This window comes from Cellulosimicrobium sp. NPDC057127, assembly GCF_042670945.1.
Taxonomy (GTDB): Bacteria; Actinomycetota; Actinomycetes; order Actinomycetales; family Cellulomonadaceae; genus Cellulosimicrobium.
In genome coordinates this window covers 136,810-158,191 of the sequence record NZ_JBHUUP010000008.1, presented here as the reverse complement: position 1 = coordinate 158,191, position 21,382 = coordinate 136,810, and the positions used below count along the sequence as shown (strand labels likewise).

Annotated in this window: 14 protein-coding genes; 6 read left to right on the top strand and 8 right to left on the bottom strand. The window is 73.8% G+C overall.

The features are described 5' to 3' along the window. Positions 1-12: 12 nt before the first annotated feature. The 3 genes from ACFTZA_RS10140 to ACFTZA_RS10130 all read left to right on the top strand — a co-directional run bounded on the left by ACFTZA_RS10140 (position 13) and on the right by ACFTZA_RS10130 (position 4,401). Positions 13-846, top strand: a complete 834-nt coding sequence (locus ACFTZA_RS10140) for a 2,3-bisphosphoglycerate-dependent phosphoglycerate mutase (protein ID WP_378193682.1) — start codon at positions 13-15, stop codon at positions 844-846. A gap of 118 nt (positions 847-964) precedes the next feature. Continuing rightward, entirely contained in the window at positions 965-3,208 is a 2,244-nt protein-coding gene (locus ACFTZA_RS10135) for a SpoIIE family protein phosphatase (protein WP_378193679.1), read from the top strand. A 65-nt stretch (positions 3,209-3,273) separates the two neighbouring features. Next, positions 3,274-4,401: a sigma-70 family RNA polymerase sigma factor gene (locus ACFTZA_RS10130; protein ID WP_378193676.1), complete on the top strand. Its 1,128-nt coding sequence runs from the start codon at positions 3,274-3,276 to the stop codon at positions 4,399-4,401. A gap of 12 nt (positions 4,402-4,413) precedes the next feature. On the opposite strand, the gene ACFTZA_RS10125 is transcribed toward ACFTZA_RS10130, so the two are convergent. From ACFTZA_RS10125 to ACFTZA_RS10100, 6 genes are all read right to left on the bottom strand, one after another. After that, the gene (locus ACFTZA_RS10125; protein WP_378193673.1) at positions 4,414-12,114 is read right to left on the bottom strand and encodes a DUF5979 domain-containing protein; all 7,701 of its coding nucleotides are present in this window, start codon (positions 12,112-12,114) and stop codon (positions 4,414-4,416) included. Positions 12,115-12,226: 112 nt separating this feature from the next. Beyond that, complete coding sequence (locus ACFTZA_RS10120; RefSeq protein WP_378193670.1) at positions 12,227-14,116, bottom strand: alkyl/aryl-sulfatase; 1,890 nt, start codon at positions 14,114-14,116, stop codon at positions 12,227-12,229. Between the two features lie 34 nt (positions 14,117-14,150). Then, positions 14,151-14,633 (bottom strand): DUF1269 domain-containing protein, encoded by a 483-nt coding sequence (locus ACFTZA_RS10115; RefSeq protein ID WP_378193667.1) that lies wholly within the window; start codon positions 14,631-14,633, stop codon positions 14,151-14,153. A 53-nt stretch (positions 14,634-14,686) separates the two neighbouring features. After that, complete coding sequence (locus ACFTZA_RS10110) at positions 14,687-15,034, bottom strand: SHOCT domain-containing protein (protein ID WP_378193664.1); 348 nt, start codon at positions 15,032-15,034, stop codon at positions 14,687-14,689. Positions 15,035-15,083: 49 nt separating this feature from the next. Next, positions 15,084-15,515: a DUF6325 family protein gene (locus ACFTZA_RS10105; protein ID WP_378193661.1), complete on the bottom strand. Its 432-nt coding sequence runs from the start codon at positions 15,513-15,515 to the stop codon at positions 15,084-15,086. A gap of 66 nt (positions 15,516-15,581) precedes the next feature. Then, positions 15,582-15,989, bottom strand: a complete 408-nt coding sequence (locus tag ACFTZA_RS10100; protein WP_378193657.1) for a hypothetical protein — start codon at positions 15,987-15,989, stop codon at positions 15,582-15,584. Between the two features lie 138 nt (positions 15,990-16,127). Between ACFTZA_RS10100 and ACFTZA_RS10095 the strand changes: the two genes are divergently transcribed. Then, positions 16,128-17,399, top strand: coding sequence for an AI-2E family transporter (locus ACFTZA_RS10095; RefSeq protein WP_378193654.1), 1,272 nt, complete (start codon positions 16,128-16,130; stop codon positions 17,397-17,399). Positions 17,400-17,426: 27 nt separating this feature from the next. Here ACFTZA_RS10095 and ACFTZA_RS10090 read toward each other — a convergent pair whose 3' ends face one another. Together ACFTZA_RS10090 and ACFTZA_RS10085 are read right to left on the bottom strand one after the other, a co-directional pair. Further along, a complete protein-coding gene (locus ACFTZA_RS10090; protein WP_378193651.1) occupies positions 17,427-18,098 on the bottom strand; it encodes a GAP family protein in 672 nt (223 codons plus the stop codon). A gap of 90 nt (positions 18,099-18,188) precedes the next feature. Next, positions 18,189-18,686 (bottom strand): DUF1269 domain-containing protein, encoded by a 498-nt coding sequence (locus ACFTZA_RS10085; protein ID WP_378193648.1) that lies wholly within the window; start codon positions 18,684-18,686, stop codon positions 18,189-18,191. 131 nt (positions 18,687-18,817) lie between these two features. Between ACFTZA_RS10085 and ACFTZA_RS10080 the strand changes: the two genes are divergently transcribed. Both ACFTZA_RS10080 and ACFTZA_RS10075 read left to right on the top strand, forming a co-directional pair. Continuing rightward, positions 18,818-20,533: a SulP family inorganic anion transporter gene (locus ACFTZA_RS10080; protein WP_378193645.1), complete on the top strand. Its 1,716-nt coding sequence runs from the start codon at positions 18,818-18,820 to the stop codon at positions 20,531-20,533. Positions 20,534-20,652: 119 nt separating this feature from the next. After that, positions 20,653-21,348 carry a hypothetical protein gene (locus ACFTZA_RS10075; RefSeq protein ID WP_378193642.1) on the top strand — a complete coding sequence of 232 codons (696 nt, stop codon included), beginning with the start codon at positions 20,653-20,655 and terminating at the stop codon, positions 21,346-21,348. Positions 21,349-21,382 lie beyond the last annotated feature (34 nt).

Below are 21,382 nucleotides of genomic sequence, written 5' to 3'. Positions count from 1 at the left end.
TACGCTGAGCGCGTGCCCGACGACGACGCCGACCGCGCAGTCCCGGCCGCGCGCGGCGCCGCGAGCGGACCCGGCATCCTCGTCCTGCTCCGGCACGGGCAGTCCACGTACAACGCCGAGGACCGCTTCACGGGGCTGCTCGACGTCCCGCTCTCGGAGCGCGGTGTCGACGAGGCGCGACGCGCCGGCGACCTGCTCGCGCACGCAGTGGCCCGGCACCCCGAGCTCGCGCCGCGGAGCGTGCTGACGTCGCCGCTGGTGCGGGCGTCGCGGACGGCCGAGATCGTCGCCGCGGCGCTGCCCGGCCCCCCGCCCGTCGAGATCGCGTGGCGGCTCGTCGAGCGCCACTACGGTGCGTTCACGGACACCCCGCGCGAGACCGTGCGCCGCGACCACGGCGAGGAGGCGTTCTGGCGGTACCGCCGCTCCTACGCGCACCGCCCGCCGCCGCTCGGGACCGACGCCCCGGCCCGTGCGGCCGTCGACGCCGTCCTGTCCGCCCTGCCCGACGACGCCCGCGCGCAGCTGCGTCCCGACACCGAGTCGCTCGCCGACGTCGTCGACCGGCTGCGACCGTTCTGGGACGAGACCCGCGTCGCGCTCGTGCGCGGCGAGACGCTGCTCGTCGTCGGGCACGGCAACTCGCTGCGCGCCCTGTCCGTCCTCGTGGACGGCCTCGCGCCCGAGGAGGTCCGCGACCTCGACGTGCCCACGGGACACCCGCTGGTGCGCAGGTTCCTGCTCGACGGCGCACGGCTCGTCCCTCTCGTGCGCGGCGGGACGTACCTCGACGCGGACGGCGCGGAGCACGCGATCGCCGACCTGCGGTCCCGCGGTGGCACCTGAGGGGCGTTCGCCCTGATCGGAGGCTCACGACCCGACCATCCTGACATTTCACCCGCCCCCGTGTCCGGTTCCCGGCATGGGGATGCGGTGGGACGGTCGAGCCTGCAAATAATGGTCCATGACCGAGGCGCAGGCACTCCGCGAGCTCGTCGACGCGGGCCTCACCACGCCGTCGGCCGACGAGTCGTTCGACCGCTTCGCGCGGCTCGTGCAGCGCCAGCTGGGCGTCTCCGCGGCGCTCGTCACGCTGGTCCTCGACGACCGGCAGCTCCTGCCCGGCGCGGCCGGCCTCCCCCAGCCGTACCAGGCGCAGCGCAGCACGCCCCTCGCGCTCTCCTTCTGCCGGTACGTGGTGGAGGACGGTCAGCCGCTGGTGGTGACCGACGCCCGGGAGGTCCCGCGCCTGGCGGACAACGGCGGGATCGACGAGCTGGACATCGTGGCCTACGCCGGGTTCCCCATCCGCGACCCGGAGGGCCGCGCCGTCGGCGCGCTGGCCGCGGTGGACGGGCAGCCGCACGCGTGGGTCGAGGCCGAGCTCGCGACGCTCGAGGACCTGGCCGCCGCCTGCACGGCGGAGCTCGGGCTGCGCCTCGCCCACGACCGCGCCATCGCGCTCGAGCGGGTCGCACGGACCGCCACCCGGCGTGCAGGCCTGCTGCTCGGCCTCTCCGAGGCCTTCGCCGCGGCGCAGTCCGTGGAGGACGTCGCCGAGCAGCTCGCGGCCGTGGTGCGCGCGATCGGTGCGCGCTACGCCGGGCTGGCGCTCCTCGACCCGGGCGGCACCCGCCTGACCTACACGACCCTCGACCACCTGGAGCCGGGCCTGCCGGCGGCGTTCCGCCGGATCCGCCTCGAGGAGGAGCGTGGTGCCGCGGCCGCCGTGCGTGAGGACACGCCGCTGTTCTTCCGCGACCACGCCGCCTACGCCGAGGTGTTCCCGGCGGCCGCCGGGCTCATCGCCGACGACGGCGTCGAGGCCCGGTCCTTCCTGCCGGTGAGCTCCGGCGCCGCCGTGCTCGGCGTGGTGGCGCTCGCGTGGGAGAGGCCGAACGACTTCGACGACGACGCCCGCAAGATCCAGACGACGATCGCGTCGTACGTCGCGCACGCGCTGGACCGGGTACGGGTGCTCGACGAGCGGCACCGGGTCGCGGCGACCCTCCAGGCGGCGATGCTGTCCGAGCTGCCCGACGTGCGCAGCGCCGAGCTCGCCGCGACCTACGCCTCGGCACGGCGCACCGACCAGGTGGGCGGCGACTGGTACGACACGGTCGTGCTCGACGAGGACGCGTTCGTGGTGATGATCGGCGACGTCACGGGCCACGACATGGGCGCGGCCGCGCAGATGGGGCAGCTCCGGTCGATGCTGCGCACGTTCGCGTGGTGCCAGGACGAGCCGCCCGCCGTCCTCCTGCGCCTGCTGGACCGCGCGAACCGCGGCCTGGCGCTGCACGCGAGCGCGACCGCGCTCGTCGCGCGGCTCGACCGTCGCTACGACGGGTTCGACGTCACGTGGGCCAACGCCGGTCACCCCGCGCCGCTCGTGCTGCGCGCGGACGGCATGGTGGAGACGCTCGACACGGAGGCGGACCTCATGCTCGGCGTCATGCCCGGCGTCCGGCGCCACGACCACCGCGCCCACCTGTACCCGGGCGACACGCTCCTGCTGTACACGGACGGGCTGGTCGAGCGCCGTGGCACGTCCTACGGGGAACGGCTCGCGACGCTGCGGGCGGCGCTCGCCGCCCACGTCGGCACGGCGACGAACGCGCTCCCGGACGCGCTCGTGCGCGGCCTGATCGGCGGCGGGCAGCGCGACGACGTCGCCGTGCTGGCCCTGCGCGCGCGCCACACCGTGCCGCACCAGCCCCGGCCGGGTCGACCCGCGAGCGCACGGCGGTCGGTCGCCCACACGTCGGCGGCGATCGGACCGGCCCGGCGCTGGGTGGACGACGTGCTGGAGAGCTGCGACGTGTCCCCCGCGGTCCGGCGGGTCGCGATGCTGCTCACGAGCGAGCTGCTGAGCAACGCGGTCCAGCACGCGAGCGGGCCCGTGGACGCCGAGGTGGAGGTGGGGCACCGGACCATCCGGGTCGGGGTGCGCGACGGGTCGACGACGCCGCCGCACCTGCGCTTGCCGGAGCCGCACGAGCCGGGCGGGCGCGGCGTGCTGTTCCTCGAGCGGTGCTCGGCCCGGTGGGGCGTCGAGCTGCACGACGGGGTGGCCGGCACGTCGGCCGACGGGTCGCCGGACCACGCGGCGCCGGACGGGTTCGCCGCCGAGCGCGAGGGCAAGACGGTGTGGTTCGAGCTCGCGGTGGCCGACCCGGCCCTGGGCACTGTCGGGACCCGGCGGTAGCGTGTGGTCTGGGCCACACGTCGCGGCCCGGACGTCCCCACCGCTCCCCCGGAGAGGCAGCCGCCATGACCGACGTCGTCCTTCCCGTCGACCGCCCTGCGAGCACCCCCGCGGCGACCGACTGCGCACCCCCCGCCGCGGACCTGCCGGCACGCGACGAGCTCGACGCCGCCCTCGCCGGCTACCGCCGCGAGCTCACGGGCTACTGCTACCGCATGCTCGGCTCGGCGTTCGAGGCCGACGACGCGGTGCAGGAGGCGCTGCTGCGCGCCTGGCGTTCGTACGACCGCTTCGAGGGCCGTTCGTCGCTGCGCTCGTGGCTCTACCGGATCACGACGAACGTGTGCTTCGACATGCTCGCGGCGCGCAAGCGCCGGGAGCGGCCGATGGGGCTGGGCGGTCCGCAGCCGGCCGAGGTGGAGAACCTGGGGCAGGTGCTCCCCGAGGAGACCTGGGTCGAGCCGGTCCCGGACGACCGTGTGCTGCCCCATGACGGCGACCCGGCGCAGGTGGCGGTCGGGCGCGAGAGCATCCGCCTCGCGTTCGTCGCCGCATTGCAGTACCTCCCGCCGAAGCAGCGCGCCGTGCTGCTGCTGCGTGAGGTCCTGCGGTGGCAGGCGAGCGAGGTCGCCGAGCTGCTCGACACGACGGTGGCGTCGGTGAACAGCGCGCTCCAGCGGGCGCGGGCGACGATGGCGGCGCGCGCGCACTGGGACAGCTCCGGGGTCGACGACGGGTCGGCAGGTCCCGACGGCTCCGCGCCCGGCGGCGCGGGCGTCGGTCCCGCTGCCTCCGGCGGGCAGCAGCTCGGCGCCGAGGAGAAGCTGCTGCTCGAGCGCTACCTCGACGCGTTCGAGCGGTACGACATGGACGCTCTCGTCGCGCTCCTGCACGAGGACGCGACGCTGTCCATGCCGCCGTACCCGCTGTGGATGCGCGGCACCGACGACATCGTGCGCTGGATGGTCGGGCCGGGGTGGGAGTGCGAGGGCTCGCGCCTGGTCCCGGTCGCGGTCAACGGCACCTTCGGGTTCGGCCAGTACCGCCGCGCCGAGGGCGGCGGCTACGAGCCGTGGGCGCTGCAGGTGATCGAGACCGAGGGCGGGCGCGTCGTGGCGATCAACGCGTTCCTCGACACGGCGGCATGGTTCCCGCTGTTCGGGCTGCCGCCGCGGCTCGACGAGCGGGCCTGACCCGACGCCGCCTCACGGCGACGTGCGTCGGCGGAGGGCCACGAGCATCGCGCCCGCCGCGAGCAGGAGGACGGCCAGCGCGGTCGCCGCGACCACGGTCGAACCCGTCCGCGGCAGCCATCCCCCGCCGCCGGTGTCCGGCGGGACGTCCTCAGCGGCGAACGTGTTCATCACGGCCACGTCGACCCGCGCGTCGTCGCCAGCGGGGACGACGAACGTGGGGGAGGTCGGGACGCCGTCCGCCGGGTCGGTCCGCACCGACGCGCCGTCGACGACGATCTCGACGGACTCCGCGTCGCCGGAGCCGGTCTCCGCGAGGGCGCACGTCGCGCCCTGCGGCACCAGCTCGTAGACGGCGGTCCAGCCGTCCGCGGCGGAGAGCGCGCGCTCCGCGCCACCCGGGATCACGACCGGGGTCTCGACACCGTCCACGTCCTGCGTGCACGCGAGCGCGACGACGAACGTGTCGTCCTCGTGCGCCCCCGCACCGGCACCGTCGAGGATCTTGCGCACGACGACCTGCCCGGCCTCGAACGTGTTCGTCACGACGACCTCGACCGGCTCCTGGAGCGTGGCGGTGCCGTCCACCACGACCGGGTCGGGCTCGACCGACACGGCGGTCGCACCACCGGTCTCCGTCTCGGTGACGGTGCACTCGTCGCCGTCCTGCAGCCCGAAGTACACCGCGGGGACGCCGGGGCCGAACCGCCGCTCCGGACCGCCCGGGATCGTCGTCACGGGCGTGCCCAGCGCCGTCGTGCACTCGATCGAGACCGCGTAGGGGAGCTCGGCGAACGGCACCGTCGCGAGGAGGTCCTCGACCTCCTGGAGGAGCCGCGCGAGCTCGGCGGGGTCGACCGGACCGTCAGGGACCTCGGGCAGCGGCGGCAGGTCGGGCATCGCCGGGGCGAAGGTTGCCCCGGCGCCGTCCACCACCTTCCGGACCACGAGCGGGGCCGTGAGGAACGTGTTCGTCACGGTGACCGTCACGGTCGTCGGCTCGCCGTCGTCGGCGGGCGGCACCACGACGTCGTCCACGGTGGTCCCCTCGACGAGCTCGCCGCCGTCGACGGTGATCGTCGTGGACGAGGCCCCGAAGGTGTCCGTCTCCGTCACGGCGCAGACCGACCCGACCGGCAGGCCGTCGTAGAGGACGGGGTCGCCCGGGACGAGCTCGCGCGTCCCGCCGCCCGGGATCGTCAGCGCGACGTCCTCGTAGGTGCACGCGAGCTCGACCTCGAACGGGCCGGGGCCGTACAACGCGCCGAGCCCGGCGAGCTCCTTGTCCACCTCGACCGACCCGACGTCGAACGTGTTCGTCACGACGACCTGCGCCGGCTCGTCCGCGTCCACGGTGATCGTCGACGGCACGACGACCGCCCCTGTCGCGCCGGCGTCGTCGGTCTCCGTGACGTCGCACTCCGCCCCCGCAGGCAGGTTCGCGACCTGCGCCGTGAGCGGGCCCCCACCGCCCAGCACCACGGTGCTGTCGTAGACGGTGCGGGGCTCCCCAGGACCGTCGCCGTCGTCGTCGAACGTGCACACCACGTCGATGGGGAACGGGCCCTGCCCGTACGCCTCGGCCCCCTCGCCGTCGACGATCTTCAGCAGGTCGAGGACGCCGACGTCATAGGTGTTGGTCAGGGTGACGGCGTTGCGCGGGACGCCGACGACGTCGCTCGCGAGGGTCAGCCCGGCGCTCGTGCCGTCGGTGACGACCGGCTCCTGCTGACCGTGCTGGACGGTGATCGTGGTCGACGACGCGTTGCCGGTGCCCGTCTCCGTCACCGTGCACTCGGAGTTCACGGGCAGGCCCGTCAGCTCGACCGTCTCGCCGTCCTCGATGGTCACGACCATCGGGTCGAGGGGGCCGTACCCGTCCGCGTAGACGGGCTCGCCGAGGAACGTGCACTCGACCGTCGCCTCGAACGGCCCGAACGGCACCGGTTCGCCGTCCTGGTCGACGGCGTCCGTCACGACCTCCTTGGACAGCTCCATGCTCGAGAGGCTGTAGACGTTGACGGCCATGATGGTCGTCGGGTCCTCGTCCACCGTCTCGCTGTCGATCGTCACCGGGTCGACGAGGAGCGCGGTCTGGCCCGCGCCCGCGTCCTCCGTGAGGGTGCACTCGGCCCCGTAGGGCAGGTCGGGCACGGTCACGGGCGTCCCCGGCACGACCGTGACCGGGATCGGGTCGAGGACGGTCTCGACCCACGTCCCCACGGCTGACGTGCACCGCACGGTCAGGTCGAACGACGCGGGCGCGTACCCGGCTCCCTCGCCGATCACGGCCTTGTCCACCTCGAGCGGGCCGGACGCCGTCGCGACGCCCACCTTGACGCCCTCGGTGGGCAGCAGCTCGAACCGGACGCCGGCCTGCGACAGCGCGACGCCCGACGCGGCGGCCGAGTTCCACGCGAGGGCCCGGTCGCCCGCCTCGGGGATCTCGGGAGGGGTCGTCGTGGTGCCCTCGAGCGCGATGAACTGACCCGGCCGGAAGAGAGCGTCCTCGGCCATGACGACCACGGCCTTGATGGCGGTGATCTGCGCGTAGGTCTCGTCGCTCGTGCCGGGGACGAGCTCCGCCCACCCACCGGCGGCCGGGTCGTCCGAGCACGGCTCGGTCATCGGGAGCCCGATGTCGTCCATGCAGTAGTCGTCCACGGTGGTGTAGTAGAACGTCGTCGTGCTCCCGGCCGGGGCGTTGACGAGCTGCGGCGGCGGGTCGTTCGTGAGGATCGGCGCCCACTGCGAGCCGCGCGGCGACGGCTCCTGGCCCTCCTGGACGTACGAGGAGACGTCGCCGGGCGTCGGCAGCCGGTCGTAGACGACGACCTTGTCCAGCGGCAGGTTGCCCACGTTGTCGACGCGGATGCGCCACGTCTCGTCGTGCCCCGGGACGATGACCGGCGCGCACGGGTAGGCGTAGAAACCGGACTCGTCCGGGACGCAGTCCTCGGGGTCCGCGCCGCCCGGCGCGTCCGGGTCGACGACGAGGCCGAGCTCGTCGTCGTCGGTGGCCTTGACGGACTTGGACTGGGCGAGCACCGCCGACGGGATCGGCGTGACGTCGGCGTCCGCCTCGCACGCGCCGCTCTCCTCGTCGAGCCGTCCGTCCACGGGTTCGTCCAGCGGACCCGTCTGGCACACGTCCCACGGCCGGTCCCCGGTCACGCCGGCCGTGTTCTGCACGACGGTGTTCGCGGGCAGGGTCACGCGGAACTGCACCATGACCGTGATCGTGTAGCTCTGGTCGACCTCGAGGACGGTGCCCTCCGGGAAGGTGAACGTCAGCGCCGAGAGGTTGCCGTCGGCGTCGACGACCACCTGGTCGGCCGTCCCGGCGTCCGTGGTCGGCATCGGTGTGCCGTTGGGGACGTCCGGGGTCCTCTCGCCGTCCGACAGCGCGTAGGAGTACACCTCCTCGACCCCATCGGCTCGACGGAGCTGCGGCCCGTCGGCGTCGGAGGGCATCGGGTCGTCGACGACCACCGGGTCGTAGACCGGCCGGTTGCCGACGTTCGTCACCGTGATGTTCAGGGGGAACACCGCGTCGGGCGACTGCGTGCCGCCGGTCACCACGCCGCCGAAGTCCTTGACGATGTTCACACCGTTCTCGGTGTGCTGGTACGTGATCGACGACGTCGCGTCGGCCTCGCTGGTCACCGGGGCCGGGTTCTCCGGGTCGTCCGGGTCGGGCACGAGGTCCGCTCCCGTGACGGTCGAGGTCACGTCGTTGGTCGCGATGCCCGGTGCGTCCTCTCCGGGCGCCGGGGCGTTCTCCGCGAGGTCGCTGGGCACGGGCGTCGACGGGTCGGAGCGCAGGGTGTCCCGCACCTGGACGGTGAGGGCCACGGGCTGCGTCGGGTTGGCCGGGTTCTCCCAGATGGCGCCGTCCTCGCGGGTGAACGTGAAGCGCAGCCCCGTGACGTCGGCCGCGTCGACGCCGGCGGGCAGGGCGAACGTGCCCGCCGGCTCGCCGTCGGTCCAGGTGCAGTCGGGGAACGAGTCGGTCGCCTCGTCGTAGGTGCCCCCGGTGCAGGCGTCCACCTGCACCTGGTCGATCGGGGTGACCAGGGCCGAGCCGTCGAGGTCCACGAGGTCGTACTGGTTCCAGAAGCTGCCGTCGACGTCGGTCAGGGTCATCTCGACGGCGCGCGACGGTCCGGTCGGCCGGCCGGTGATCGTCAGGACGGAGGTCGGGTTCGTCTCGGCGTCGGAGCCGGGCTCGACGATCGTGGCCGGGTCGAAAGACTTGGTCTGCTCGAGGGAGATCGCCGCGTCCTGGAGCTCCATGGCGGCGGTGTCCCAGGCCTGCGGGCTCTGTTCCGCCGTGCCGCCCGGGTCGGCGACCTCCGCACCGGCGCTGTTCGGCACCGGCGAGTCGTCCACCGTGATCCGCTCACCGGTGTACCGGTCGAGCTCGCGCAGCAGGAGGGTCAGGTCGAGCACGCCCTCGCCCTGAGAGACCACGCGTCCGTCGAACTCCACCTCCACGCCGACCACGTCCTCGAGGTCGGCCGGGGTGAGTGCTTCCGCCTCCGCCTCCGTGAACGTGTCGACGCCGCCGCCCACGGACGTCAGCGTGACGGTGGTCGTCACGGTCCCCTCCGGCGGGGCGATGTCGACGGCGGTGAGGGTGAACGCGTCGAACGGCCGGGTGCCGTCGGCCGTCTCGGGCGCGACGACGCCGCCGTCGTTCGCCGTCGACGGCTCGGCGATCCGCACGGTGTCCACCCGCGCGACCGAGTTGTTCACCCCCGTGACGACGACGTGCGTCGACGGGTACGCCGAGTCCGGCGTGCCCTCCGGCGGGACGGACAACGGGCCCCCGGTCCACTCCTTGGTGATGCCGACGTTGATGGGCGTGTCGAGGATCAGCACGTCGTCGGCGGCGGTGTCCGTGCGGTCGGTTCCCTGGAAGGTCGCCGTGGCGCGGGCGGTGTCGTTGACGAGGCCGGGGTCGTCGGTGTTGTACAGCGTCCCGTTCTCGACGCCCAGCACCGGGGAGCCGTCGCTGCGCTTGTCGTCGCGGAGCCGGAACGTGAGGTCCAGGTGCCGCCCGTCCGACAGCGTCGAGCGGGCGACGCCGTCCCCCTGCGCCGGCTGCGTCGGGTCGGCCGGGAACTCGGCCCGGGTCGGGGACTCGGTGTAGGTCAGCCGCACCGAGGTCGCGCTCTCCTGCTCGTCGGCCGTCAGGGTGTACCCCGGGAACGACGTCGTGCACGGCGCGTCCACGCTGCACGGGTCGCCCGTGGCGTCGACCCACGCGCCGTCCACGAAGAGCTCCACCCCGGTGACCGCGTCGTACACCATGAGGGGGTCCACCGACGGGTCGATCGCCTCGACCCGGGTCAGGTCGAAGGCGTCGTAGAACGAGCCCGCGATCGCCGGGTCGTCGGCCGCGACCGGGTCGGCGGTGTCGCTGATCACCATCGGGTCGACACCGGTGAACCCGTTCGTCGACCAGGTGATCTGCGCGGTGATCGTGTCCTGCGTCCGGGCCCGCAGCGTGTACGGCTCCTGCTCCTGCCCCGGGGGCGCGAGGAAGTCCTTCGCGACGAGGTCCAGCTCACCGGGGCCGGTCGGCACCGGGAACGGGTCCACCACGGCGCAGCCCTCGGCCGGCTCCGTGGGGGGCACCGTGCCGGAGGAGGCGCTGGAGGCCCCGCAGTTGGTGTAGGGCGCGTCCCGGTCCTCGGCGCCGTCGTAGGTCGCGACGACGTTCGGCGCGAAGCTCGTCCCCGGCGGGATGCCGTCCTCCGTCGTGCTGTCGTAGACGAACTGGACGCCCTGGGCGTCGTCGGGCAGGTCGCAGTTGACCGTCGCCGCGCCCTCGACCGGGCTGCCGCAGCCGGGCGCCTCGACCCACGCGGTCCCGTCCCAGTAGTTGACGGTCAGCTCCGTCCCGCCGGGCACGTCGGTGGACCGGACCGCCGTCGCGGTGAAGTCGTCCCAGAACTCGTCCGGGGCCGCCGGGTCCGTCGGGTCCTGGACGACCACCTGGTCGGCGCCGGTGGTCGACCCGTCCGGGCCGAAGGGCAGGAGCTGGGTCGGGAGCGCCACGACGACGCTCTGTCCCGGCAGCGCGGGGACCTCCGACGGCGAGATCGACTTGGTCGTCACGGTCGCGAGGCGGTCCGTCAGCGTCGTCAGGTCCGCGGAGGCCGTCGCGCTGTCGTTCGGGATGACGGCGGTGATCTCGTTGGGGTGGACGACGTCGTCCTCGGCCTGGTCGGCGTCGGTGTCCGCGGTGAACGGGATCGTCGCCGTCGCCCCGGTGACGACGTCGCCCGTGAACTCGACCGAGAACCCCACCACCGTGCAGCCGGCAGGGGGGTCCGGCAGCGTGTCCGGCGCCGTCGCGGCGATCGGGTCGGTCGTCGTGCCGTCCGCGCACGTGAACGTGACGGAGGCCGCGTCGGCGTCCGCGGGCCACACCACCCCGGCGCCCGCCCCGTCCGTGCCCCAGCCCGTGAACGTGAGCGGGTCGTCGCCCTCGAACGGGCTGTCCGTCCCGGGCGACGGCTCCGTGATCGTGAGCGACGTGGTCGGGTCGCCGTCGTTCGTCGCGCCGAGGGTGACCGTGGTGGGTTCACCGGCGCTCACGGTCGCGGGGCTGAACGTCTTCGTCGGGGTGACGCTGTTGTTCGGGGGCGTGATGACGTAGGTGTCGGACGCCGTCGTCGGCGTCGACGGGTCGACGCCCGCGTGCGTGACGTACGACGACGCGTCGTTGGTGACCGTCGTCGGCCCGGTCAGCGTGGTGACGGCCTCGCTCTGCACCACGTCCACCGGCACGCTCGCCGTGGCGCCGGGCTGGATGTCGCCGCTGAAGGTGTAGCGCACGCCCTGGACGGCGGCGGGGTCGACGCTGTCGTCGAGCGGCTCCCAGGAGTCGCCGTCCCAGTACTCCTCGACGACCGTGTCCGCGTTCGGCGGGTACGTGATCTCGCCCGTGCCGGCGTACGTGAGGTACGTGAACGGGCTCGGGTCCGCCGTCGGGTCGACCGGGTCCTGGACGACGAGGGTGTCGACCGGGTCGTTCGACGTGCTCGTGCTGCCGAGCGTGATGGTCGCGGCCGTGCCCGGGCTCGCGATCGCGGTCGGGGGCTCGATCTCCTTGGTCGTGCTCGACCCGATGACGAGCGGGACCTCCGGGGTGACGGCGTCCGACGCCGACTGCTGCGCCGCGTTGTCCGAGACCACCGTCGCGGTGTTGGTGATCGGGACGCCGTCCTGGCTGTACGGCAGGTCCGGGTCGACCTGCGCCGTGACGAGGATCTGGACCTGGTCGCCGTTGGGCACGCCGTCCGCCGTGTACGTGACCGTGTCGGTCTCCGTGTCGGCGACGAGCTCCCCGCCGGTCGCGCCGCCCTGGCTCTGGATCGACGCGGTCACCAGCTCCAGACCGTCCGGCAGCGGGTCGGTGAGCGTCGTCGGGACGCACGGGTCGGCGTTCGGGTCCGAGCACGAGACGGTGACGGCCCACTGCACGTCCTCGCCCGGCTCGTACGGCCCGACGCTGACCTCCGTCTTCTGGATGCCCCACGAGGCCGCCGCCGCCGGCGCGGCCGGGACGAGCGCGAGCGGCAGCGCCAGCGCCGCGGCGCCGAGCGCGGCCCACCCGCGTCGCTGACGACGCGCGTGCCGTCGGTGCCGCGTCTGCGCAGCTCGAGTCGTGCCGTATCCCGTCGCCCGTCGATGCGCCATCGAGGTGCCTCTCGGTCACATGCCCCTGCCGGCGCACGCCCTCGTGCACCGCGCCGTCGTCTCGACAGTGCCACAGGCTCCGGCAGACGTCGCGGCGAACGGCGGTCCTCGTCTACGGCGTGACGATGGCGAAGTCGGGGTCGCCCGGGTCGAGCACCGCGCCCAGCCGGTCGAGCACCGAGGCGTCGCCGTCGACCTGGATCCCCACGCCGGCGAGCCGTTCCGGCGAGAGGTCACCGAGCGCGAGGACCGGTAGCGCGCGCCGCGGCGCCGTGAGCGTCGCCTGGGCCTCCCCGCGCTGGGGTGCCGCGCTGTGGGTGAGCACGCCGTTGCGCAGGCGGACCCGGTAGCGCTCGTCCGAGTCCGTCAGCACGACGTCGACCGTGATGTCCGCGTCCCACGCGCGCGGGCCGTCGACCTGGACGGCGAGGGCGTCGAACAGCATCGACGGCGACAGCTGGCCCACCATGTCGGGCGAGCTCGTCTGCGTCGGCGTGCCGAACGGCCCCTGCCGGAGCTCGGTGGCCCCGGACAGGTAGAAGTTGCGCCAGGTCCCGTTCTCCGCGCCGTAGCCGAGCTGTTCGTACGTGTCCGCGAGCGCGTCGCGGGCCGCGGCGTGGTCGGGCTCGGCGAAGACGACGTGGTTGAGGAGCTCGGCCGCCCAGCGGTGGTCGCCGTCGTCGGCCGCCGCGCGCGCCGTCTCGACGACCGCGTCGGCGCCTCCGCCCAGCGCCACGTAGCGCCGGGCCCGCTCGACCGGGGGGTGCTCCCACAGGTGCGCGGGGTTGCCGTCGAACCAGCCCATGTAGCGCTGGTAGATCGCCTTGACGTTGTGGCTCACGGACCCGTAGTAACCGCGGGCGTGCCAGGCGTTCTCGAGCACCGGCGGCAGCACGAGCTGCTCGGCGATCTCCGTGCCGGTCAGCCCCTGGTTGAGCATCCGCAGCGTCTGGTCGTGCAGGTAGGCGTACAGGTCGCGCTGCAGCGACAGGTACTCGACGGCACGCTCGTTGCCCCACGTCGGCCAGTGGTGCGACGCGAAGACCACCTCGACGTCCGCACCCCACAGGTCGATCGTCTCGGTGAGGTAGCGGGCCCAGACGTTGGGGTCGCGCACGAGTGCGCCACGCAGCGTCAGCAGGTTGTGCAGGGTGCGGGTCGCGTCCTCCGCGGCGCACAGGGCCTTGTGGTCCGGGAAGTAGAAGAGCATCTCCGACGGCGCCTCGGTGCCGGGCGCCATCTGGAACACCATGCGCACGCCGTCGACGACCTCCTCCTGGCCCGTCGTCGTGATCTCGAGCGTGGGCGGGACGAGCGTCACGGTCCCGGTGGACGTGGTCTGTCCCAGGCCGGCGCCGACCTGGCCCTGGGGGCCGCGCGCGAGCGCGGCGCCGTACATGTAGCCGGCGCGGCGGGCCATGGCCGTGCCCGCGTACACGTTCTCGGCCACGGCGTGCTCGACGAACCCGGCCGGCGCGAGCACCGGGACGCGACCGGCGTCGACGTCCTCCTGCGTCGTGACGCCCTTGACCCCGCCGAAGTGGTCGACGTGGGAGTGGGTGTAGATCACCCCCGTGACGGGCCGGTCCCCGCGGTGCTCCCGGTAGAGCGCGAGCGCCGCCGCGGCGGTCTCCGTGGAGATCAGCGGGTCGATGACGACGACGCCCTGGGTGCCCTCGACGAACGTGACGTTCGACAGGTCGAGCCCGCGCACCTGGTAGATGCCCTCGACGACCTCGTACAGGCCTTGCTGGGCGACGAGCCTCGACTGGCGCCACAGGCTCGGGTTGACGGTGTCCGGGGCGTCGCCGTCGAGGAAGGCGTACGTGTCGCCGTCCCACACGACCGCGCCGTCGGCGCCTGTGACGGTGCCCGGCTCGCGGCGGGCGACCAGGCCGCGCGCCGCGTCGTCGAGGTCCTGGGTGTCGTGGAACGGCAACCGGTCCCGCAGCTCGTCCTGCTGCCGGGCGATCGCGGGGCTGGCGGGCTTGGTCGTCGACATGCGTGCCTCCCGGCGGGTGGTGGTCGGTCCGTGCTCAGCCGAAGGTCTCGAGAAGGGTGTGCCGCTCGGCGTCCGTGAGGTTGGTCGCGACGAGCGTCCCGCGCACCCCGTGGAAGCGCTCGCCGACGGCGTCGAGGTCGCCGTCCTCGGTGACGACGAAGAGCGCGGACGTCCCCGGGGTGACGCCGGCGCGGATGCGGTCGAGCTGGTCGGCGTCGATGCCGACGGCCGCCATGGCCTTCGACGCCGCGCCGACCGCCGCGCCCGCCGCGGCGCCGACGAGCGGGACGAGGAAGAGCGTCCCGAGGAGCAGTCCCCAGAACGCGCCCCAGCCCGTCCCGCGCCACTCGTCCTGGTGGCCGTGGCGGGTCGTCGGCTTCGCGGCGCCCTCGGGCCACGAGACGACCGCGGTGTCGACGAGGCGGACGTGCCCCGCCGACGCGGCGTCGTGCAGGATCGCCGACGCACCGTCGGCACCCTGGGGCGTGTCGAACTTCCAGACGGTGAAGGTGGCCATCGTGCTCCCTCGTCTCTCGGGCCGCGTGTCGCGGGTGTGGTGGGCGCGCGGCGTCAGCCGAGCAGCTTCGCCTTGGCGGCGACGAACTCGGCGTCGGTGAGGACGCCGGACACGTGCAGCTGGCCGAGGCGCTCGAGCTGAGCCAGGAGGTCGTCGCCGCCTCCCGGGGCGGGCGGTGGTGCGGCTGGCGGGGAGTACTGCGCCGCCTGCTGGGCGGCGGCCTGCAGCCGAGCCTGCTCCTGCTGCGCGGCGGCCTGCTGCTGCTCCCAGCTCTGCTGGGCACGCGTGGCCTGGCGGCGCTGGACCGCGCCCGCAGTGGCCTGGGCGGTCCCGGCGATGACGGCGGTCCGGGCTGCGGTCCCCAGCAGGCCGGGCCGTCCGACGCGACGGACGAGTGGCATGGACGTGTCTCCTTGGTGGTCGAGAGCGGCAGGTGGGTGCGGCCTGGCTTCAGTCCTGAGCGGCCGCGAGGGCGGCGACCTCGTTGACCACCTCGGCGGGAATGCGTTCGCTGAGCAGCACCACGCCGCCCGCGTCACGTGCCGCGCCGAGGACGCCGCGCGCCCACGTGTGCTCGACGACGAGCACGAGCGCGTTGGTCCCCGGCGCCAGCCCTGCCGCCACCTCGTCGAGGTCCTCCTCGCCGGCGAGCCCGGCACCGGGGAGCACGACGTCGGTCAGCGCGACGTGGTCACCGAGGTCGGCGAGCTCCAGGACCTCGACGTCGCCGCTCTCCGCGCGGCGGACGACCGCGAGGTCGAGGAGGGTGACGGTGCCGGCTGCGAGGACGTCGCGCACCGCGGTCTGGACCTCGGCCGGGACCCGTTCGGCCGGGAAGGCGAGGACGACGATCTCGACGGGGCCGAAGGACGAGCTGGCCATGCAGGGCTCCTCGGGTCTGAGCGGTACGGACAGGACCGGTGGGCTCACGGCACCGGTGCGGCGGACTCAGCGCGCCGCGCGCTCCGCCTCGTCCCCGTGGACCACGAGCGCCCACAGCACGAAGACGTCGAGCAGGATCGTGACGATCGACCACCAGGGGGTGAGCTGGAGGGTCGTGAACTGGGCGATCGCGTTGAGGACCACGAGGACGATCGCGACCATGCGCGCCCAGCCGCGGCCCGACAGCAGGGCGAATCCCGTGATGACGAGGAGGATCCCGATGACGAGGTGGATCCACCCCCACGTGGAGACGTCGAGCACGACGACGCCCGCCTCCGTCACGCCGACGAGGCTGTTCGGCGAGAACACGGCCACGAGGCCGCTGATCGCGTTGAAGAAGCCGATGGTCACGAGCACGATGCCCGCGAACCAGATCCATCCCACCCAGCCGGTGACCTGCGACGTACGGACCATGCGACCCTCCCGGGGTCGAGCGGACGATTCGGTGCGAGGTTGCGCCTCGATGGTGGCACCGCTCCCGCAGGACGGCATCCGGAGCGCGGCGGCACGCCGACCGCCCGGACGAGCGGTCGGCGCACTACGTTTCTCCTCATGACGACGCACGACGCGCCTGGCGAGACCCAGCACCGCCCGCCGGACCCGTGGGCCGGCGTGCCGGACGGCGGCACCCGCCCCGTGCAGCACGACTCGCGCCGCCCGCCGCGGTGGTTGCCGCGCGCGCTGGTCCTCGCGGTCGTCACCGTGTTCGTCGGCATCTTCGCCTGGTACGCGCTCGGCGCCCTGGAGGGCCTCGGCGTCAACCTGCTCATCGCGTTCTTCGTCGCTCTCGCGCTGGAGCCGATCGTCGTGTGGCTCGTGCGGCACGGCTGGCGCCGCGGTGTCGCCGCGGCGGTCGCGCTCCTCGGGTCCCTCGTCCTCATCGCCGTGGTGCTCGCGCTGTTCGGCAACCTCTTCGTGCAGCAGCTCGTCCAGCTCGTCGAGAACGTCCCCGAGCTGTACGCGAGCGCCCAGGGCTGGGTCTCGCAGCGCTTCGACGTGCAGATCCCGGACTCGGACGACCTCCTGCGCCAGGCCGCGACGCAGTTCGGCCAGGACGTCGCCTCCGGAGCGATCCTCGTCGGGTCGACCATCCTGGGCGGGATCTTCGCGACGCTCACCATCCTGCTCGTGACGTACTACCTGCTCGCGGCGGGCCCGCGGTTCCGCGCGGCGGTGTGCCGCTGGCTGACGCCGAACCGGCAGTCCGAGGTGCTCCGGCTGTGGGAGATCACGCAGGTCAAGGTCTCCGACTTCATCAACTCGCGCATCGTGCTCGCAGCGCTGTCGACCGCGTTCACGCTCGTCTTCCTGCTCGTCCTCCAGACGCCGTACGCGGTGCCCCTGGCCGTGTTCGTCGGCGTCGTCTCGCAGTTCGTCCCGACGATCGGCACGTACATCGGCGGGGCGCTGCCCGTCGTCGTCGCGCTCACGTCGCAGGGGGTGCCGCAGGCGGTCGGCGTGCTCGCGTTCATCATCGGGTACCAGCAGCTCGAGAACCTCTACTTCGCGCCCAAGGTGTCGGCCCGTGCCCTGGAGATGAACCCGGCCGTCAGCTTCGTCGTCGTCATCGGGTTCGGCGCCGTGTTCGGCCCGCTCGGCGCGTTCCTCTCGCTCCCGATCGCGGCGACGATCCAGGCCGTCGCGAACACGTACCTGCAGCGGCACGAGCTCGTCGAGTCGCACATGCTGCACGACCCCGGCGAGGAGGGCGGGCGGCCCGGCGCGCGCGACCCCCGCACGTCGGACCGTCGCCGCGCGAACCTCCGGGCCACTCAGGAGGCGGCCGACGAGGTCGACGAGCGGCGCGCCGAGGGGATCGACTGACGCCCCGGGACCACCGACGCGACGGGATCACAGCGCCGTGAGGCCGTCCCCGATCATCTTCGCGCCCAGGACCAGCAGCAGGACGGTCATGATGACGGCGTCGTTGCGGACCATCCACGTGCGCAGACCGGCGAGCAGCGACTCCGCCCGGGGTCCCGTCGTCAGGTAGACGACGACGGGGGCCGCCACGCCCAGCGACGCGACGAGCGCGAACACGAGCGCGGCGACGACCGCCGCCGTGGTGTCGCCGGGCGCCGCCGAGCCGATCGCGGCGCCGCCGGACACCGCGAGCAGCAGGTTCTTGGGGTTGACCGCCCCGAGCAGGAGGGCGAGGCCTGCCGCGCGCGCAGGCGTGAACGCGTCGATCGCGGCCATCCACCGCGGGGTCGCGGGCTCGGCGCCCTCGCGCGGCCGGCCCTGCCACTTCCGCAGCGCGAGCAGCAGAAGGAGGACGCCGAGGACGAGCTTGACGACGCCGACCCAGGTGGGCGGCCCGGCGTCGTCCGGAGCTGCGGCACCGGTGAGCAGGGCGACGGCGAGCACGAGCGCCCCGACGGCGACGAACCAGACGACGACGAAGGCGGTCGCGTTCGCGCGGGCGCGCCCGCTGACGAGCATGAGCACGACCGCGACGATGGGCAGCGGGCTGACGAGCACGCCCACCGCGACGGGCAAGGACTGGCCGATCGCCGCGCCCACGGCGCCTCCTCGGACTCAGGACGAGCGCGACGCGGTGCCCGGTACCGGTCCTCGGGCGCCGGGCACCGCGTCACGCGGGACGGTCGTCGGTCAGACGTTCTCCTCGAACGCCGCGCGGAGCTTCGACTCCTCCTCCGCGGAGAGGTTGGTCTGGATGAGCTCGCCGTGGATGCCCTGGGCCTGGAGCTGGTCGTGCACGCGGTCGATCACGGCGCCGGACGTCATGACGAACAGCGCCGAGGTGCCCGGCGTGACCTTGCTGCGCACCGAGTCGATGAAGTCGTCGTCGATGCCGACGTCCGTCAGCGAGCCGGCGATCGCGCCGGACGCGGCCCCGATCGCCGCGCCGAGCAGCGGGACGAAGAAGATGAGGCCGAACAGCAGGCCCCAGAACGTGCCGCCGAGCGCGCCGACCGCGGTCGTGTTGTTGCCCTGCCGCGTCCTGGGCTTCTTCTTGCCCTCCTCCCAGGACACCGTCGCCGCGTCCTGGACCTGGATGAGCTCCTGCTTCTGCAAGGCGAGCAGGGCGTCCTCGGCCCTCTGCGCGCCGTCGGGGGTGTCGAACTTCCACACGGTCAGCGTTGCCACGTCATACCTCTTCCGCTCGTACTTCCGTCGTACCGGTCGATGGTGCGCAGTGCTCCCGCTCCGTCGCGGGCGCCTCGACGGTATGGCCGCGTCGTCGTGGCTGCCACCGGAACCGAGATGCACCTCGTGGGATGCCGTGGTTCTCTCCTCGTGTGCCTGGGGACGCGCGACCCGACCGCTCCGCCCGCCGGCGCCGACTCGGGCGGCCGCGGCGGTCCGACGTCGTCTCCGGCATGGTCACGGGCCTGTTCTCGATCCCCGAGGGGATGGCCTACGCCGCGATCGCGGGGTTCAACCCCGTGGCCGGGCTCTACGCGGGCGTCGTCCCCGCGATCGTCGGGTCGCTGACGGCGCGGACCGTCCTCATGGTCACGACCTTGACGAGCGCCATCGCGCTCACGTCCCAGAGCGTGCTCGCCGGTGCGGGCCTCGACCCGACCGACCCGGCGAACGTCGCGACGCTGACGATCATGGTCGGGCTGGCGATGCTCCTCCTGGGCGTCCTGCGGCTGGGCGCCGTGCTCAGCTTCGTGTCGAACGCCGTCATGGTCGGCTTCTCCACCGGGATCGCGCTGCAGATCGTCACGGGGGTCCTCGGCGACGCCACGGGCTACGAACCGCAGGGCCACAACCGCCTCTACCAGCTCGGGGACTGGCTCGTCCACGTCGGGTCGTGGGACCTGACGACGACGCTCGTCGCCGTCGCCACCGTCGCGACATGGGCGCTCGCCCGCTCGGTGCGGCGACTGGTGCCCGTGGCACTGCTCGTCGCCATGGTCGTGGTGAGCGCCGTCGTGGTCGCCACCGGGCTCCAGGTCCGGCAGGTCGCGGACATCGCCTCGATCCCGGCCGCGCTGCCGAGCCTGTCCTTGCCGGACGTGTCGGTCGCGCCCTCGCTCGTCGGGGGCGCGTTCGCCGTCGCGCTCGTCGCGCTCGCCCAGGCGGCCTCCATCGCCCCCTCCCTCCCCAACCCCGACGGCTCGCGGTCGGACGCGAACGCCGACTTCCGGTCCCAGGGATGGGCCAACGTGGCGGGAGGCTTCTTCCAGGCGCTGCCGAGCGGCGGCTCGATGTCGCGCACGGGCGTCGCGGCCGAGGCGGGGGCCAGGACGCGGTGGGCCGGTGTGGTGAGCGGCGCGTTCCTCGCACTCGTCGTGCTCCTGCTCGGCGGCGTCGCCGAGCTCATCCCCATGGCCGTGATCGGCGGGCTCATCCTCGTCGTCGGAGGCGAGCTCATCTGGGGGAAGCGACGCGAGATCCTGCTCGTCCTGCGCACGTCGCCGCTGTCCTCGGCCGCGATGGTGCTCACGTTCCTCGCGACCACGCAGCTCCCGCTCCAGCAGGCGATCGTCCTCGGGGCCGTCCTCTCGCTCCTGCTGTACTGCGTCCAGGCCGCGCGGCAGGCACACCTGCGCCGGCTCGTCCGCGGGCCCGACGGCCGGTGGACCGTGTCGAGCACGCTCCCGACGACCCTGCGGTCCGGCGAGGTCACCGTGCTCGACTTCTCGGGGACGTCGTTCTTCGCCGCGCTGCCCCGCATCGAGAGCGCCCTCCCCCGGGGTGACGGTGCGCACGGCGCCGTGCTCGTCCTCGTGCTCCGGACGTTGCCGGACATCCCGTCGTCGGCCGTCGTCGAGCTGCTGCACCGCACCGCCCGACGGCTGCGGGACCAGGGGAACCGGCTCGTGCTGGCAGGCGTGACCCCCTCGATGCGGGCCGTCCTGGAACGCACGGGGACGGTCACGCAGCTGGGCGAGGACGCCGTCGTCGACGCGAGCACCGAGCTCCTCGGGAGCCTCGACCGGGCGCTCGACGACGCCGAGCGCTGGGCCCGCGAGCGCAGCTGAGGTCGCCCGGGAGATCGGGTCGACCGCCCCTGGCGCCCGGGACACGTCCCGCACGAGCCTTCCCCTCGTCACGGACACCCGGCGCGGGACCACCGCGCCCGACCAGGAAGGCCCCTCCCATGCAGGACAGCCCGCTCACCACCACGGCGCCCGTCGCGGGCGCACCCTCCCGCCGCGGCCGCGGCGCGCCGTCGCGCGCCTGGGCGTGGACCGGCGTCGTCGCCGGCGCCCTCGGCCTCGTCTCGATCGAGGCGTCGATGCGCCTCGGGCAGAACTGGGAGGAGACCGCCGGCGACGCCGACGCCATCGTCGCCGACCTCGCCGGCCGCACGAGCACGATGATCGTGTTCCACACGGCGGCGATCGCGTGCGCGCTGCTCGTGCTCGTCTTCGCCGCGGGGCTCAAGCGTCGTCTCGACGCGCAGGCGCCCGCCGGGTCCCTCCTGCCGACGGTCGCCGGCTGGGGGCTCGTGCTCGTGTCCGTCGCCGGGCTGCTCGGCACCGGGCTCGACACGCAGTTCATGTTCGGGTTCGCCGAGCCCGAGCTCCTCGTCCCCGAGTCCGGCGCGTTCTACGCCGACTGGGTCGCGACCATCCCGTGGCTGTGGGTCGGCGCCGGCGTCAGCGGCGTCGCGCTCGGCGTCGCGGCGCTGCGGCACTCGGCCGCGCCGCGCTGGATCGGCGTCGTCGGCCTCGTCCTCGGCGGGCTCGCCCTGCTGACCGGCGTCTCCCCGCTGCAGTACATGGCCGGGTTCGTCGGGCCGGTGTGGCTCGTCGTCACCGCGCTCGGCTTCGCGCTCGGGGACCGGCGCTGAGCACGCGGTCCTCGTACCCCGTGGGTGATGTGCG